Annotated in this window: 12 protein-coding genes; 6 read left to right on the top strand and 6 right to left on the bottom strand. The window is 58.5% G+C overall.

Annotated elements, in window-relative coordinates; genetic code table 11:
- Nucleotides 1-16: 16 nt before the first annotated feature.
- Nucleotides 17-892: an aldo/keto reductase family oxidoreductase gene (locus ACZ5RI_RS00260; protein ID WP_464514110.1), complete on the top strand. Its 876-nt coding sequence runs from the start codon at nt 17-19 to the stop codon at nt 890-892.
- Between the two features lie 67 nt (nt 893-959).
- On the opposite strand, the gene ACZ5RI_RS00255 is transcribed toward ACZ5RI_RS00260, so the two are convergent.
- Nucleotides 960-2,585 (bottom strand): family 43 glycosylhydrolase, encoded by a 1,626-nt coding sequence (locus tag ACZ5RI_RS00255; protein ID WP_464514109.1) that lies wholly within the window; start codon nt 2,583-2,585, stop codon nt 960-962.
- Between the two features lie 313 nt (nt 2,586-2,898).
- Here ACZ5RI_RS00255 and ACZ5RI_RS00250 point away from each other — a divergent pair, with 313 nt between their 5' ends.
- On the top strand, nt 2,899-5,625 hold the full coding sequence (locus tag ACZ5RI_RS00250) for a TonB-dependent receptor (protein WP_464514108.1): 2,727 nt from the start codon (nt 2,899-2,901) through the stop codon (nt 5,623-5,625).
- A gap of 107 nt (nt 5,626-5,732) precedes the next feature.
- Here ACZ5RI_RS00250 and trmB read toward each other — a convergent pair whose 3' ends face one another.
- On the bottom strand, nt 5,733-6,446 hold the full coding sequence (trmB, locus tag ACZ5RI_RS00245; RefSeq protein ID WP_464514107.1) for a tRNA (guanine(46)-N(7))-methyltransferase TrmB: 714 nt from the start codon (nt 6,444-6,446) through the stop codon (nt 5,733-5,735).
- 7 nt (nt 6,447-6,453) lie between these two features.
- On the bottom strand, nt 6,454-7,644 hold the full coding sequence (gene metK, locus ACZ5RI_RS00240; protein ID WP_464514106.1) for a methionine adenosyltransferase: 1,191 nt from the start codon (nt 7,642-7,644) through the stop codon (nt 6,454-6,456).
- 410 nt (nt 7,645-8,054) lie between these two features.
- On the opposite strand from metK, the gene ACZ5RI_RS00235 reads away from it, so the two are divergent.
- Nucleotides 8,055-8,927, top strand: coding sequence for a PDZ domain-containing protein (locus ACZ5RI_RS00235; RefSeq protein ID WP_464514105.1), 873 nt, complete (start codon nt 8,055-8,057; stop codon nt 8,925-8,927).
- 266 nt (nt 8,928-9,193) lie between these two features.
- Here ACZ5RI_RS00235 and ACZ5RI_RS00230 read toward each other — a convergent pair whose 3' ends face one another.
- From ACZ5RI_RS00230 to ACZ5RI_RS00220, 3 genes are all read right to left on the bottom strand, one after another.
- Complete coding sequence (locus tag ACZ5RI_RS00230; protein ID WP_464514104.1) at nt 9,194-9,706, bottom strand: hypothetical protein; 513 nt, start codon at nt 9,704-9,706, stop codon at nt 9,194-9,196.
- Nucleotides 9,707-9,820: 114 nt separating this feature from the next.
- The gene (ettA, locus tag ACZ5RI_RS00225) at nt 9,821-11,476 is read right to left on the bottom strand and encodes an energy-dependent translational throttle protein EttA (RefSeq protein WP_464514103.1); all 1,656 of its coding nucleotides are present in this window, start codon (nt 11,474-11,476) and stop codon (nt 9,821-9,823) included.
- A gap of 133 nt (nt 11,477-11,609) precedes the next feature.
- On the bottom strand, nt 11,610-12,659 hold the full coding sequence (locus ACZ5RI_RS00220) for a hypothetical protein (protein ID WP_464514102.1): 1,050 nt from the start codon (nt 12,657-12,659) through the stop codon (nt 11,610-11,612).
- A gap of 326 nt (nt 12,660-12,985) precedes the next feature.
- On the opposite strand from ACZ5RI_RS00220, the gene ACZ5RI_RS00215 reads away from it, so the two are divergent.
- The 3 genes from ACZ5RI_RS00215 (at nt 12,986) to uxuA (ending at nt 16,180) form a co-directional block, all read left to right on the top strand.
- Nucleotides 12,986-13,639 (top strand): MBL fold metallo-hydrolase, encoded by a 654-nt coding sequence (locus ACZ5RI_RS00215; RefSeq protein ID WP_464514101.1) that lies wholly within the window; start codon nt 12,986-12,988, stop codon nt 13,637-13,639.
- 23 nt (nt 13,640-13,662) lie between these two features.
- Nucleotides 13,663-14,835, top strand: a complete 1,173-nt coding sequence (locus ACZ5RI_RS00210; RefSeq protein ID WP_464514100.1) for a hypothetical protein — start codon at nt 13,663-13,665, stop codon at nt 14,833-14,835.
- A 121-nt stretch (nt 14,836-14,956) separates the two neighbouring features.
- Complete coding sequence (uxuA, locus tag ACZ5RI_RS00205; protein WP_464514099.1) at nt 14,957-16,180, top strand: mannonate dehydratase; 1,224 nt, start codon at nt 14,957-14,959, stop codon at nt 16,178-16,180.
- Nucleotides 16,181-16,219: the final 39 nt, after the last annotated feature.

Here is a 16,219-nt window from a genome sequence, read left to right as displayed (position 1 = left end):
TTCGAAGAGGTCCGTCATGTCCCATTCTGATCAATCCGGTACATATCCGTTAGGTGGCCACCGGCTGAAACGGCTTGGCTATGGTGCCATGCAGTTGGCCGGACCAGGTGTGTTCGGCCCACCCAAGGACCGTGAGACCGCCCTGGCTGTATTACGTGCGGCCATTGCCGCCGGGATCAACCATATCGACACCAGTGACTTTTACGGCCCCCATGTCACCAACCTTCTGATCCGCGAGGCTCTGGCGCCCTATCCCGCCGACCTCGTTTTGGTCACCAAGATTGGTGCCCGGCGTGACGCCGCTGGTGGCTGGCTGGATGCCTGTTCACCCGAAGCGCTGACGGAGGCGGTGCACGATAATCTGCGCCATCTTGGGCTTGATGTGCTGGAGGTGGTTAATCTGCGTATCATGTTTGGTGTCCATGGTCCGGCAGAAGGTTCGATTGAAGCGCCACTCACTGCACTGGCCGAATTGCAACGGCAAGGACTGGTGCGCCATATCGGTCTCAGCAATGTTACTGCGACGCAGATCGCTGAAGGGCGGCGTATCGCCGATATTGTCTGTGTGCAGAATAACTATAATCTGGTGCAGCGGTCTGATGATGCCTTGATTGATGATCTCGCCCGCGACGGGATCGCCTATGTTCCATTTTTTCCACTCGGCGGTTTTACGCCATTGCAGTCGACGGCCTTGTCGGCGGTGGCGGCGCGGCTTGGGGTAACAGCGATGCAGGTGGCGCTGAGCTGGTTGCTGCAGCGCGCGCCGAATATTTTACTGATCCCTGGCACATCTTCCCTTGCGCATTTGCAGGAAAATTTGGCTGCCGCTGCCATCACATTGCCTGTGGATGCGGTGACGGAATTAAACCAGATCGCGACACCGGTCCGCTGAGATATGCCCCATGTTTTGCTGGGCCAAGCCAGGACAGGCAAAACATGGGGGCATAGGGGTGCTTTAGTTACAGACCGAGATAGCGGAAATCTTTAAATGTGGCCGTGCCGTTGCCGGCGCAGAACAGGCCCGGTTTCAGGCTGAGGAAGCCGCCGAAGACATTGTGATTGAACCCTGAGACTTCCATCTGCTGCTGGTATTTGACCCAGGGTTTGCCATCGATGGCGTAATGCAGGGTGACGATGTTTTCTTCGTTGCGCAGTTTCAGCCGCACGGTCTTGGCTGGCATCTTCTGGCGCATCCATTTCTGTTCTTCGCCATAGATGTAATTGAAAATCTCGTCGCCATTGAAGCCGATGCCACAGAACATCCGTTCGCTATAGAACAGGGTGATACCAGCCTGTGCGCCGCCCTGACCCAGTTCAATGGTGACTTCCATTTCATAGCTGCGGTCGCCGGTGACAAAGGTCAGTGGCGAGCAATCGGCCAGCGCGGTGCCTTTGCCTGCCACCTGCAAAGCGTGGTCGCCATAGCGCACACGCTGCATCTCGTTACCTTGCGGATTGAAGAAGCTCCACTGTACGCCGAACTTGTTGGTCGAGAAGTCATCCGACAGCGCATGACCGGACGGGCTGGGGCTAGCCCCCTTCGGCTTGGGCAGCGGTGTCGCCAGTATGCCGCCGGTGGCCTGGAACCAGCCATCCGCCGTCCATTCCATCGGCTGCAGAATGGTCTGGCGGCCCAGCGTGCGCATACCGTTTTCGTAAGCGTGATAAACCATCCACCAATCACCCCCCGGCCCTTCAACCAGCGAGGCGTGGCCGCGTGACCACCACGGCTCGTCCTTGCTCTGGGTGTGGATGATCGGGTTGTGGGGGCAATCCTCCCACGGGCCATCGATTGATTTGGCGCGTGCCGCAATCACCATGTGGCTGGTCGGCGGGCCCGCGGTGCCGCCCACGGCCGAGATCAGATAGAACCAGTCGCCATGGCGCATAATCTTGGGCCCTTCGGCCGAGAACATTTCGACCACCCAGTCCTCGGGGTAGTGCCACGGATCATAGGCATGTTCCAGCGTGCCGATGGTGGCCAGCCCGTCATCGGTCAGGCGGATACGGCGCACGCCGTTGACGAACAGATAGCGCTTGCCGTCTTCGCCCACCGCATGGCCGGGGTCGATACAGCCGGACAGCTTCAGATCAATCGGATCGCTCCACGGCCCGGCAATGGTATCGGCATGGATAACATAAACGCCCTGACCGGAATCCGTTGTGGTCGGGATGTAAAGGAAATAGCGGCCTTTGTGCTTGACCAGATCCATTGCCCAGACCGAGCCGATTGGTTTGGTCAGCGCCGGACCGATCGGTGCCCAGTTCACCAGATCACGCGAGTGCCAGATAACCGCACCGGGATAAGACTGGAACGACGAAAACGTCATGTAATAGTCGCTGCCATCTTTCAGGATGGTGGGATCGGGATGGTCACCCGGGATGATCGGGTTAACATAGGTGCCATTGCCCAGATCCGCTTTGCGCTGGCCCTCAATGCCATGGCCATAGTGCAGCGTTGGTGCGCAGGTGGTGGGGGTGATCTTTGCCGTGGGACTGGGGGCTGCCAGCGCCGATGGCAACTGAGTGGCGCCCGCACCAAGAATGGCGGCCTTGATCAGGCCCCGCCGGGATGTTGCACGCATGTGGTCTGCCTTAAAGTTGATCTTTATATAATAAGCGTTTTGGTGGAGTGTTTGGTCGGCGGCCATACTGTGCTGGTTCCGTTTTGTCGGCAACCCTTGATATGGCTGGCGTATTCAAATCTGCGATCAGGCCTATCCCTCCGTACACGGTTTGGCCTGCGCTGCGGCGGAAAAGTCACGTTTTCGAAAAACCCTGCGACGCAACGCCACCGTAACAGGACGGTCATAAAAGCTTTTTACAGCGCCGCTACCTAGCAGCCCGTTCCCGGTGAGCAAGTGACTTGCATGTGGGTTCGGTTGAGAGGGGTAGCTTATGCGTTTAAGATCCGTTCTTTTGGTTAGTGTTGTAACCTGTTCGGCTGTTGCGGTGCCGTTGTGGGCCGCCGCCAGCGATGATACGGATACGGTGGAAACCGTGCATGTGGTGGCAAACCGTTATGCCGCCGACAATGCACAGTTCAACGCCGCCAACACCATCAGCGTAATTTCCGCCGAGGATTTGTCGCATACCGCGGTGCATAACGCCGCCGAGGCGTTGCAGCTGCTTCCTGGCATTAACGTGACCAACACCGGCAATTCGTTCTTTGGCGGTATTGATGGTGCCTCACGCGGCGAAGGCATGTTCGCGCAGGTGCGCGGCATGAATTCGGAATTCACGCTGAACCTGATCAACGGCGTCGATGTTGCGCAGGGCATGCCCTACAGCCGCGAGGTTCAGTTATCGCTGCTGCCGCCATCGGGCCTTCAGACCATCGTGGTCAATAAAACCGGTGGTGCGGGTGACGAGCTCGATTTCATCGGTGGCAGCATCGATTACCGCACACCGACCGCTTTCGATTTCGACAAGGATACCACGTTCAGCGCCACGCTGGGTGGGCGCGGTGAAACCCGTGCGATGGATTACGGTGCCGAGGGGCTGGGTTATTCGGTATCCGCCGATGGTTCGGTGAAATTCGGCAGCCGCCAGCAGTTCGGCTTTTATGCCAGCGCCTATTATGATTTGCGCCGCTTTGCCAACAGCGAGCTGGGCGTGGCGACCGAGGCACACAGCGACAGCGCCTGGGCCTTTGCGGTGGCCGATGCCAATGGCAAAAACCCGTCGGGTTATAACCCGGCCAGGAATCTGGAAACGACCGGGTACAATGTTGGTATCTCGTCCGGCTCGACCTCGCGCTATGGCGGTAATGCGTCGCTCGACTGGAATGTCTCGGACACGACGCATGTCTATGGCCGCGTCACCTATGCCTTTGCCCACACCCGGCAGGATTCGACCTTAAGCCAGATCATCGGCATGAATGTCAGCACCGGCAAAAGTGGCAGCGAAATCGGCACCACGGGGCTGTATCAGCCGGTGATCGGTGATGTCTCGACCCGGCTGTGGTACGAAACCAATCCGGAAAATGCCAATCTGGGTACCGCGCAGATCGGCGGCGAGACCAAGTTCGATAAGCTTACCATCAGCGGCAAGGTGTTTTACAGCTGGGGCAATAACGACCGGCCCAATCATATCGAAATTTCTGATCGTCCGCTCAATGACAGTGGCGGGTCGAACGGCTTTGCCTATGGCGGTACCACGCTGGCCACTGTGGATGGCGATGGTTTCCCCACCGCCCAGCTGACCAGTGCGATGGCGGCCCGTCTGGATGATCTGACCGCCAACCCGGCGCGCCGCTCGGGCGAGCTGACGGTGCAGCATTCGGGGCAGGAAAAGCTCGGTCTGATTCTGGATGGGGCGTATGATTTCGATCTGGGGGCGCTGAAACAGGTTCAGTTCGGCGTCAAACACACCACCAGCTGGCGTCATGTCGATAATACCGACTGGACCAATGCCAAATTCAGCGACGGGCGTTCCTTTGCCTCGCTCGGCATCACCAGCGGCAGCTGGGACGAGGTCTATCCCGGTCAGTACACATGGTCGGTGCCGAAGATCAATCAGAAGGCTTTGCTGGCGCTGTTTGATAAATACAGCAACGGCGAATCCGACAGCTGTGCCAGCACCACCATCGGTGGCCTGTGTAACACCCAGAACGGGCGTGAAGCGGTGACGGCGGGCTATGTCTCGGCCAATCTGGTGTGGGGTCCGCTCGAAGTGATCCCCGGTTTACGCTTTGAACATACAGACATTCACAACGTCTACTGGCTTGATAATTACGACAGCAGCGGCAACTGGCAGGGCGGTGGCTTTACCTCCAGCAACACGGGCTATAGCGAATTGCTGCCCAGTCTGTTTATCAATTACCGCCCCAGTGAAGATGCGCTCTATCGCGCCTCGGTGTGGACCAGCTATACCCGCCCGGCCTTTGTGCAGCTGGCGGCGCACAGCACCATCGACTATGGCGAAGATTCGAATACCGTCACCCAGGGCAACCCGAACTTAAAGCCGGTCACCGCGGTGAACTTTGATCTGTCGGGTCAGTGGTATTCGGGCCATGGCGGTTACGTGCAGGCGTCGGCCTTTGCCAAGCTGTTATCCCATTACATCTATAACAGTGGCACCGATTATGTGAATTCCGGCACGGTGACCAATGTCACCACGCCGACCAATGGCGGTTCGGGCCATGTCTATGGCGTCGAGCTGGAATTCCGTCAGAAGCTGGAAGAATTGTCTGGCTGGATGTCAGGCTTTGGTGTTGGTGGCAACTACACCCACAACTGGACCAAGGTCGATCTGGGCAAAAACACCACCATGCATGACGAGCAGATTCAGAATGCCCCGGCCAATGTCGCCAACCTGCAGCTGTTCTATGATAAATATGGCCTGCAGTTCGATGTCATCTGGCACTACACCGGCGCTTACGTATCGAACTATGACTATTTAAGTCAGGGCGAAAGCTGGGACGATCTGTGGGTGCAGCCGATGCAGCGCGTTGATCTGCATGTCGGTTACGATATCGGCTATGGTCTGCGTACAGACTTCTCGATCTCGAACCTGATGAATGATCTGTCCTACAAGGCGCAGGTCGGCAAATATTCTTCGGCGCTGACTGATACCGTCGATACCGGCCGCACCATGCTGCTGACGGTCAAATACGCCTACTGATTTTTCTCTCTCCCTATGATGACTTGCGCCATCCTGCCCCGGCAGGATGGCGTTTTTTTAGATGGTTGCGATGCAAAAAAACGGACGGGTTGCCCCGTCCGTTTGTCTTATTTCCGTATAAAGGACAGATAGGCCGGTGGGCCGTGCAGTGCCTTTTGTTCATAGCGCGTCACCGGCCATCCGGTGGGATGCACGCGCCAGTCATCCGGCCCCTGTGCCGCCCATGTGAAATCGGGGTGCGCCATGACCCGTTCCAGTGACCACGCGACATAGGTCGCATCATCACTGGCCAGCCGAAACTCCCCACCGGGGCGCAGCAGCCGCGCCAGCGTGTCGAGCAGTTCGGTCTGCACAAAACGGCGCGGGGCGTGGCGGTTCTTGGGCCACGGGTCGGGGAACAACAGGAAGAATTTGCTGAGCGATCCATCGGGCAGGGCGGCCAAAATATCGCGGCCATCGCCTTCGAACAGGCGTAAGTTTTGCGGCAGCTCGCCCCGGCGTTCGATATCGTCCCCGGTCAGATCACCCAGCTTCGACAGTAGTTTGTCGGTGCCGGACTGATAGGCTTCCGCCCCGATCAGCCCGGTGTGTGGATTATTCTGCGCCTGCTCCAGCAGATGCTCGCCAGCGCCGAAACCAATCTCCAGCCACACCTCATCGACCGGTGTGCCAAAAGCCTTTGTCGGCTCGGTCAGCGCCGCCAGATCCAGCAACAGATGGGGTAATAATTTTTCCCGCAAAAAAAACTGACGGGCGGAGGATTTTGGACCTTTCCTCCGCCCGAACAGCTTTTGCTGCGGATGTGTTTCCGCGTCCGTCATATACGGCTCAGAATGCTGCCTTGAGCTTGTCAGCCAGATCGGTCTTCTCCCACGAGAAGCCGCCCTCGGCATCGGGCTCACGGCCAAAATGGCCATAGGCGGCGGTGCGGGCATAGATCGGCTTGCTCAGGCCAAGATGCTCGCGAATCCCGCGCGGCTTTAAGCTGACCAGTTGCGGCAGGATCTGTTCCAGCTTGGCTTCTTCCACCTTGCCGGTGCCGTGCAGATCGACATAGACCGACAGCGGGTCGGATACGCCAATGGCATAGGCAAGCTGAATGGTGGCTTTGTCGGCCAGACCGGCAGCAACCACATTCTTGGCCAGATAGCGGGCGGCATAGGCCGCCGAACGGTCAACCTTGGTCGGATCCTTGCCCGAGAACGCGCCGCCGCCATGCGGGGCCGCCCCGCCGTAGGTATCCACAATGATCTTGCGCCCGGTCAGGCCGCAGTCACCATCCGGCCCACCAACGACGAACGCGCCGGTCGGATTGACGTGCCAGACGGTCTTGTCGTTCAGCCACGCCGCCGGAAGGGCTTCGCGGACATAGGGTTCGATCACGGCGCGAACGTCGGCCGAGGTCATCGCGGCATCAAGATGCTGGGTCGAGACCACGATCTGGGTCACTTCCACCGGCTTGCCATCGACATAGCGTAAGGTAACCTGGCTCTTGGCATCAGGGCCGAGCTTGGGGGCCTTGCCAGCGTGGCGGGCCTTGGCCATCAGCTCCAGAATCTTGTGGCTGTAATAGAGCGGGGCCGGCATCAGAACCGGGGTTTCATTGCAGGCATAGCCAAACATGATGCCCTGATCGCCCGCGCCTTCGTCCTTGTTACCCGAGGCATCAACGCCCTGAGCAATGTGCGGCGACTGGGCATGCAGGCGGATATCCACCTTGGCATTCTTCCAATGGAAGCCATCCTGCTCATAACCGATGTCACGCACAGCCTCGCGGGCCGCCGCTTCGATCATGTCGAAGGTGATTTCCTTGGGGCCGCGGGTTTCACCGGCGATGGCGATGAAGTTGGTCGTGGCCAGGGTTTCGCACGCTACGCGCAAATCCTTAGGCTGAAAGCCGTATTTCGGGCCTTCACGGAAGAAAAGGTCAACCACCTCGTCCGAAATGCGATCGCAGACCTTGTCGGGATGGCCTTCCGATACGCTTTCGCTGGTGAACAGATAATCCTTGCGTGCCATATGCACCTCCGGAGAAACAAGCTTTCGGCAAACTAGAGTGCCGGTTTTCGCAGGGAAAGCCCCTCAGGTCAATGACCATATGCAGACTTTGACATATCTTTCTATGGTTAGGACGTGGGTCTCTTGTCGGCGCAGGTTTCGCGGACAGGCCAAATTTCTTACAGAATAAATTTGGACAAATCCTCATCCTTCGCCAGATCGGCGATTTTTTCGTGCACATTGCCGGCGGTGATGGTGCGTGTGCGGCCGATTTTCTCGCTGGCGTGAATGCGGGTTTCTCTTATTTTTAATATTTATCAGCGGCTTTTGTCGGGGATGGGAGTCCCGGACCGCCCGGTCAGGGACTATATTAAACCCAAAGGGCTTATGGCCCCATCAGGCACAGCACATCTTGGGGATGGCGAATGGCGATGCATAACAGAACAATATTGCGCGGTTTCTTCGGGCTGGGGCTGGCCCTGCTGCTGGCGGGCTGCGTTGGTGGCTATTCGCGCTACTACACCCCTTCCGATGGCGCGCTGGCGGATCTGGCGACCAAGCGTGTTGCACCGGCACCGGAAAATCCGCGGCTAGCCCACGCCTCGTGGAGCGGCACCGACCCCGATGTGGATGTCGACTGGCTGGTCAACTCCTATGCCAAGCGCGGCTATGTGCTGATCGGCAGCTCGGTCTTCAACAGCGGCAAGGGCCAGCATGACACCGATGCGGTGGCGCAGGCCAAACGCGTTGGTGCCGATCTGGTGGTGGTTTTACCGCCGCGCTACACCGGTTCGGTCACCGATGTTGAGCCGGTCGATATGGTCGGCCCGTCACCCTTTTATGGCCCCGGATTTGGGCCCCGCTTTGGCTCACGCTTTGGGCCTCCCCGGCCGTTTGGTTGGGGGCACGGCTGGGGCTGGGGACCGGGTTGGGGCCGTCGCGGGTTCTACTATGGCCCGGACATGGTCTGGATGCCGGTCACGGTCAATTACAACGATTATGCCGCGTTCTATTTTGTCAAAATCCGCTGGCGCTTCGGGGCGATCTATCGCGCGCTGGATGATGGCGAGCGCAAAGAGCTTGGCACCAACAAAGGCGTCAGCGTTTCCGTGGTGGTCGATGACAGCCCGGCCTTTGGTGCCGATATTCTGGTGGGCGATGTGATCACCGCCGTGAATGGTCAGCCCGTATCAGGGCCGGAAGATTTCGGCCACAAGATCGATGATCCCACCGCGAAGGAGATCACACTGACCATCCGCCGCGATGATAAAACAATCACAAAGGCCGTGCCGCTGGCGGGGTAGGGGCGGGGTTGTTTTATCCACATCCGCCTCATCCTTCGACAAGCTCAGGATGAGGAAAATGAAACGATACCAATCTCCTCATCCTGAGCTTGTCGAAGGATGAGGCCCGCCCGAAGCATGAGCCCGCGGGCACTTCTCCTGCCCCGCGCGCGGGGAAGGTGCCGAGCAATAGCGAGGCGGAAGGGGCGTTTCCTTACTCGCATTTCTGGATGGCCGCCTTGGTGGGTGGCCAGGGTGAATTGGAGGTTCTTATATCCGCATAAAAATCAGCGCATAAAATTATAAATGCTCAAGACTAATATCCCAAGTACTGCAAAAAGAATACCTCCTCCAAAAGTGAAAATATGCCATCTGAATAGGCACCAAGTTCTTTTTCCTAATATCTTTGAATAAATTCTATCTTCCAGTAATTTATGACAGTTGCTTCTCTGGTGGTCTTTCCTAGAAATCTGTGCCGTTAGACGAAAGTCGGCCAAGCGGTTTATTGTACAGAAGAGTCCAAGCGCACATGATGTAACCAGCAAAAAGGTAGAGAGCGCAGTGAGGGCTAATGAAATAATTTCGCATATAAATGCCCACCTATTTTGAATACTAAAATTCCAAAAATGGTCTCGCAAAACGATGCTGGCTTCGTACCCTAATGTGGCGACCGAGAAACCTAAGGTAAGATTTATTGAATATGTCATTTGCTCAATGGTGGTTTTTTGCCATCGAGTGAAACGGTCTGTTATTTTTTGAGGTGAGCTTTTTTCAGTAGCTGTAGGTAGTTGTTCGCACATATGCTCACCTCATACTAATTGGTTTTACACCTTAGGTTGATGCCGCGGTGTTCTCAATAATAAAAAAAAGGCCGGATTGCTCCGGCCTTTTGTCTATGAAGATCGCAAAAAGGATCAGCGTGCGAAGCGTTTGTATTTGATCTTGTGCGGCTGGTCGGCATCCATGCCAAGGCGGCGCTTTTTGTCCGCTTCGTAATCCTGATAATTGCCTTCAAACCATTCGACATGGCTGTCGCCTTCAAACGCCAGCATGTGTGTGGCGATACGGTCGAGGAACCAGCGGTCATGGCTGACGATCATGGCGCAACCGGCAAACTCTTCCAGCGCCACTTCGAGCGCCCGCAAGGTTTCGACGTCGAGATCGTTGGTCGGTTCGTCAAGCAGCAACAGGTTGGCGCCGGACTTCAGCATCTTGGCGAGATGGACGCGATTGCGCTCACCACCGGAAAGCTGACCGACCTTTTTCTGCTGGTCGCCGCCCTTGAAGTTGAACGCGCCGCAATAGGCGCGGCTGTTCATGGTGCGCTTGCCCAGCTCGATCACATCAAGGCCGCCGGAGATTTCCTCCCACACGGTCTTGGACGGATCCAGCGCATCGCGGCTTTGATCGACATAGCCCAGATGGACGGTCTCGCCAACTTTTAAGCTGCCAGCGTCGGGCTTTTCCTGCCCGGTGAGCAGCTTGAACAGCGTGGTTTTACCGGCACCGTTGGGGCCGATGACGCCGACAATACCGCCCGGCGGCAGTTTGAAGCTGACATCTTCGAACAGCAGCCGGTCTTCAAAGGCTTTCGACAGACCTTCCGCCTCGACCACCACATCACCAAGGCGTTCGGCCACCGGAATGATGATCTGCGCGGTGCCGTTACGCTGTTCCTGCGACTGGGCCACCAGATCTTCATAGGCGTTGATACGCGCCTTGGATTTGGCCTGACGCGCCTTGGGGCTTTGCTGAATCCATTCGCGTTCGCGGGCGATCGAGCGCTGGCGGGCGGCATCTTCCTGACTTTCCTTGAGGAAGCGCTGCTCCTGCTCGATGAGGTATTTCGAGTAGTTGCCTTCGTGCGGAATGCCCTTGCCGCGGTCGAGTTCCAGAATCCAGCCCGTGACATTGTCGAGGAAGTAACGGTCATGGGTGACCAGAATGACGCAGCCCTTGTATTCGCGTAAGGTTTTTTCGAGCCAGCCCACCGTCTCGGCATCAAGATGGTTGGTCGGTTCGTCGAGCAGCAGAATATCGGGGGCGTCGAGCAGCAGCTTGCACAGTGCCACGCGACGCTTTTCACCGCCCGACAGCGTGGTGACATCGGCATCGCCTTCGGGGCAGCCCAGCGCATCCATCGACTGATCGACCTGACTGTCGAGATCCCACAGGCCCTGGGCCTCGATCTCGTCCTGCAGGCGGGACATTTCGTCGGCGGTCTCGTCGGTGTAATTGGCGGCAATCTCGTTGTAGCGGTCGACCAGCGCCTGCTTGGCCGCCACGCCTTCCATCACATTGCTGCGCACATCCTTGGTCGGATCAAGCTGCGGTTCCTGGGGCAGATAGCCGACGCGCACGCCGTCTGCCGCCTGGGCCTCGCCGGAGAATTCCGTATCCATCCCGGCCATGATGCGCATCAGGGTCGATTTACCGGCACCGTTGACGCCGACAATGCCGATTTTTGCCCCGGGGTAGAAGCTGAGCCAGACATCCTTGAGGACCTGTTTGCCGCCCGGATAGGTCTTGGACAGACCCTTCATGAAGTAAACGAATTGCGGCCCGGCCATGTCGGTCCCCTTTTGCTGGAATGTGATTGCTGCGCGGTTTTAGTGGCTGGCGGCGTGCCGTCAAGCCCAGACCGCGCCGCAGTTTGGCTTTGGTTCGGCGATCCGCCTGGGTTTTAAGTCTTATGGCGGGGGATCAGAATTTGATCTTGGCCCGGCTCATGAACGACAGCGAGTCGCGGTTCTGGCCATTATAATGCAGCTGATAGCCCGCATTGGCCTGCAGCGACAGCGGCCCGCCCATGAAGGTGGTGATATAGCCCAGCTCGATATCGGTTTCGGGCATCACCCCGGATAGCAGCTTATCGCGGCCGTAAAACTGGAACTGCTGCATCTCGGCCCCGATGCTGGCGGGGGTGTTATAGCCACCCGCCGGGTGCGACAGCGACAGGCCCAGCGCGTCATGGCCGAACAGGCCCTGCTTGGCCACGGCAATGCCGTAAGACTGGCTGTGCACCGCCTCGTCACCCGCGCCGGGGCTGATGCTGAGCTGCGAGGCACCCTGATTATAGGCCAGGGTGGTGACCCAGCCATTGCCAAAGCCGACATGGGCCGCAACGCCCAGGCTCATCAGGCGCGAACGGCTGATCGCCGCCTCGGCATTGCCCAATGCGCCCATGCCGCCCTGTGTGGTGGTCTGGGCGGCAGCCATGCTGATCCCGCCCCATTTGGCGAAATCCCAGCTGAGGCCGGCCAGCACGGTATCGTGCTTCATCCGGTCGAACGGCACGCTGAGCGCGGCATAGCCCGCCCAGTTCCCCCGCCCGCTGAGCAGATAGGGGTTACGACCCGCGCGCGAGAAGGCCTGGCCGAAATTGAACCGCAGCCCGTCGGCCAGCATGATACGAAGCCCGGCATAGGCCCCGCCGCTGGCCTCGTTCAGATAGGGCGAATAGATCGCGGGGGAATAGGCGAACAGCCCGCCGAAGGTATCGCGGGCATAACTGTCGATGACGCTGGCAACGTCCATGTTGAGGCCGGTATAGACCCCGATTCCATCAATCAGGCCGAATTCGTTGCCCACTTCGCCCAAACGGTAGAGCGAGTTATCCACAGGGCCGTAAGCCGTGCCGGGCAACTGGACGATATCGTCGAAGGCGGATGCGTCAATCCGGCTGGAAACCGGGCTGGAAGCCGGTGCGGCCGCCTGCGCTGGCGTTACCACAGCCGTAAGCGCAGCCGCCATTATGGCAGCCCCCGCAACGGATATGATCAACCGGCCTAACTGACGTTTCATCATGCTTCGCCCGCCAATGTGCAGGCACCTCCCGAAAATCTATTTTAGCAAATCTCTGTAAAAGGATTCAAAACATTCCTTGTCGTTTAGCGTGTCATAGTCGCAACAATCGGCAACTCAATGATATGTGTCTTAGGCGCATCAGTTGCCAGGTCAACTCAACATTTTGAAAGCTTGTTTCGCAAAGTTCTGCATTTTGTTAGGAGTGACAGGCTTCGGTCCTTTATTGGCACTCCTGCCTTGTTTTGGTCGTAATCCTTCAGGTGAAGTTTACAATGGCTCCTCCCTTTCAGGCATTTTGCATCCCGGTCACGCCGTATCAGCAGAATTGCACGCTTTTGTGGGATAGCGCGCGTGATGGCGCGGTGATTGATCCGGGTGGCGATCTCGACAAGATTAAAGCGGCCATCGCCGGGCAGAATGTCACCGTCGAAAAGATTTTCCTGACCCACGGCCATCTCGACCATGCCTCTGGTGCCACGCAGCTGGCCCGCGAACTGGGCGGCATTCCGATTATCGGACCGCATCGCGATGACCAGTTTCTGCTGGATGCGCTGGAAGAAAACCGCCGCACAGCCGGTTTTGAGACGGCCGAGGTCTGTAAGCCGGATCAGTGGCTCGATGATGGCGCCACGGTGTCTTTCGGCACGGTTGAATTTCAGGTGCTGCACACCCCCGGTCATACCCCCGGCCACGTCGTCTATTTCCATCCGGATGTCCGGCTGGCTTTCGTCGGCGATGTGCTGTTCCGCGGCTCGGTCGGCCGGACAGATTTTCCGCGCGGGAATCATGCCCAGCTGCTCAGCTCGATTCGGGAAAAATTGCTGCCGCTGGGCGATGATGTCGAATTTGTCTCCGGCCATGGCCCGATGTCGCGCTTTGGCTATGAACGGCTGAACAATCCGTTTCTGGCAGAGGCGGGCTATTAAATGCCGCACCCATGGTCCCCGCGATGACCCGGAATACACCGACGTCGGGCCGGACGCGGGTCGCCTTTTTGTTCATTGGCGGGGCGCATCAGGTTTTGCATGCTGCCCCGGCGGCGGCGGAACTGTCCGCCGATGGGCGTTTTTTGGTGGAATGCCGCTATATCGGCGATGATGTCCGGGCCATGCTGGAACGGGTGCGCGATGCGTGGCCAACAGCCACATTCACCTGCCAGCCCCTCAAAAATCCGCGCTGGCCGCTGGGGCCGCTGCTCCGGCTGTGCGGGCTCAAAAACCTCAAATTCTTCTATCTGTGGCGCAACCGGCGCGATCTGGCGCGCTGCGATGCCGTGGTGGTGACCGAGCGAACCTCGACCATGCTCAAGCATATGGGTGTGCGCTGCATGATCCATCTGCCGCATGGGGCGGGGGATCGCGCCAAGGGGTTCGAGCCCCGCATCCGCCGTTTCGATCTGGTGATTGTTTCCGGGGCAAAGGATGCCGCCCGCATGGTGGCCGAAGGGCTGGTGCGGCCGGAACGCTGCGCGGTCTCCGGTTCGGTCAAGCTGGGGGCGATTGCCCGCTTTGCCGCCGATCCGGCGGAGCGCCGCACCGCCTTGTTCGGCAATGATCGCCCGGTGGTGCTGTATAATCCGCATTTTGACAACCGGCTCGGCTCGTGGTCGGCGTGGGGGCGGGCTGTGGTGGCCGCCTTTGCCGCCCAGAGCGAGTATAACCTGATCGTTGCGCCGCATATCCGCATGCGGGGGCAGGCTTCGGCGGCAGAACTGGCGGCGCTTGAAGCTCTGGCGTTGCCGGGGCGTATTGTGGTCGATCCCGGCTCGGCTCGTTCCTGCGATATGAGTTACACGCTGGCGGCGGATATCTATCTCGGTGATGTCTCAAGCCAGGTTTATGAATTCCTGTCGCGGCCACGACCGTGTGTCTTCCTCAACGCCCATGGCGTGGCGTGGCAGAACGATGTCAATTATGCCTCGTGGCACTTTGGCGAGGTGGTGGACGATCCGGCCACCGTGATGGCGGCGATTGCCCGCGCTTCGGTGCGTCATCAAGGCTATTTACCGCTGCAGCAGGCATCGCTGCCACAGGCCACCGGGCTGCGGCCGGAAGATGCCCCGGCGCGGGCCGCCGCGCTGATCCGCGATTTTCTGCGCCCCGGTCGTGCCGCTGCATCCTGATGGTGATGTGCAGCGCTTTTGCGTACGGCTCTGTTCAACCCTGAAATGTTTTTGTCTTTTTGCTGGCATTGGCCGATATTTTCTGGCATCAGTTGGGAGCGCTCCCAAGGAGGGTCCGGGTATGAACGTGAACCATGTCGATAACATGATGGAAGAATCTTTCCGCTGGTACGGTCCGGCCGACACGGTGCCGCTGTCTTATATCCGTCAGACCGGCGCCAGCGCGGTGTTCACCTCGCTGCATCAGATTCCCTATGGTGATCTGTGGCCACGTGCGGCTATTGCCGAACGCAAGGCGGTGGTCGAAGCGGCCGGGCTCAAATGGAACGCGGTGGAATCCGTGCCGGTGCATGAAGATATCCGTACCGGCAGCGGTGATCTCAAAACCCTGTTTGCCAATTATGCCCAGACCATCCGCCATCTGGCGGAAGAAGGCATTCACCTTGTCATCTATAATTTCATGCCGGTGCTCGACTGGATCCGCACCGACATGCGCTATCGTCTGCCTGATGGTTCAGAAGCCTTACGCTTTGATCCGGCCCAGTTCGCGGCGTTCGAGATTTATGCCTTAAAGCGCCCCGGTGCCGAAAAGGACTATACCGAAGCCCAGCGCGCGCGGGCCAAAATCTGGTGGGATGGTTTGAACGAGGGCCAGCGCGATGCCTTCATCAAAAATATCATCGATGTTTTCCCCGGCTGCAAAATGGGGCTGAACCTTGATGATATCCGCGCCATGCTGGCCAAGTATAAAAATATCGACGAAGAAAAACTGCGGGCCAATTACGCGCGGTTTCTCGAAGCCGTGGTGCCGACCTGCGAAAAATATGGCGTGCGGCTGGCGGTTCATGCCGATGATCCGTCCTTTCCGGTGCTGGGTTTGCCGCGCATCGTGTCGACGGCCGATCATGTCGAACAGGTTTTCAAAATGGTCGACAGCCCGGCCAATGGTCTGTGCCTGTGCACCGGTTCGTTCAGCTCCAATCCGAAGAATGATCTGGTGGCGATGGCCAAACAGTTTGCCCCCCGTATTCACGCGGTGCATTTGCGCAGCACCCAGCGGCAGGAGGATGGTTCCTTCTATGAAGCCGACCATCTGGCCGGTTCGGTCGATATGCCTGCGGTGGTGCGCACATTGTTTGACGAGATGGATCGGCGCCGTGCGGCAGGCCGGGCCGACTGGCGCTTGCCCTTCCGCCCCGACCATGGTCACACCATGATGGATGATCTGGCCAAGGCGGCCAATATCACGCCGGGCTATGCCGCCATCGGGCGCATGCGGGGGCTGGCCGAACTGCGCGGGCTGATGCTGGGCCTGCGCTATGCCGAAGCGGCCAAAGGCAACTAACGCTCTCATCGCGACAAAAAAAGCCGCCGTATCCGGCGG

Source organism: Micropepsis pineolensis (assembly GCF_055392125.1).
Note: the sequence above shows the minus strand (reverse complement) of the source record. Positions and strands in the feature narration are given on the sequence as shown.